Source organism: Cobetia sp. SIMBA_158 (assembly GCF_046566945.1).
GTDB lineage: Bacteria > Pseudomonadota > Gammaproteobacteria > Pseudomonadales > Halomonadaceae > Cobetia > Cobetia amphilecti.
Genome location: NZ_JAWJYL010000423.1, coordinates 1 through 269, shown reverse-complemented (window position 1 = coordinate 269; position 269 = coordinate 1). Strand labels below are relative to the sequence as shown.

Below are 269 nucleotides of genomic sequence, written 5' to 3'. Positions count from 1 at the left end.
ATGGGAGCAATTCTTTAAAAAAGTCCCTCGATTTGCTGGGGATATTCGATGTATTCAAATTGTCACAGAAAATGAATTGAAGCCTAGCTATCGTGGTGATGTGCGTTTTATTGATTCAGAGACGTCTCGTGAAGTAAATGTATCCGTTACAAACCGAGTTTTAACAAATTATGAAAAACGCCGTACAGAACATGAAGCTCAATTTGATGTGTTGGCAAAGCGTTTTGGCATTCGAAAAATACAACTTTCCGTGGAAGAAGGTTTTCAAC

At 37.9% G+C, this 269-nt stretch carries 1 pseudogene; it reads left to right on the top strand.

Annotated features, from left to right (window positions below):
- Positions 1-269: pseudogene (locus tag R2R70_RS20540) on the top strand (DUF58 domain-containing protein); the annotation flags it as partial.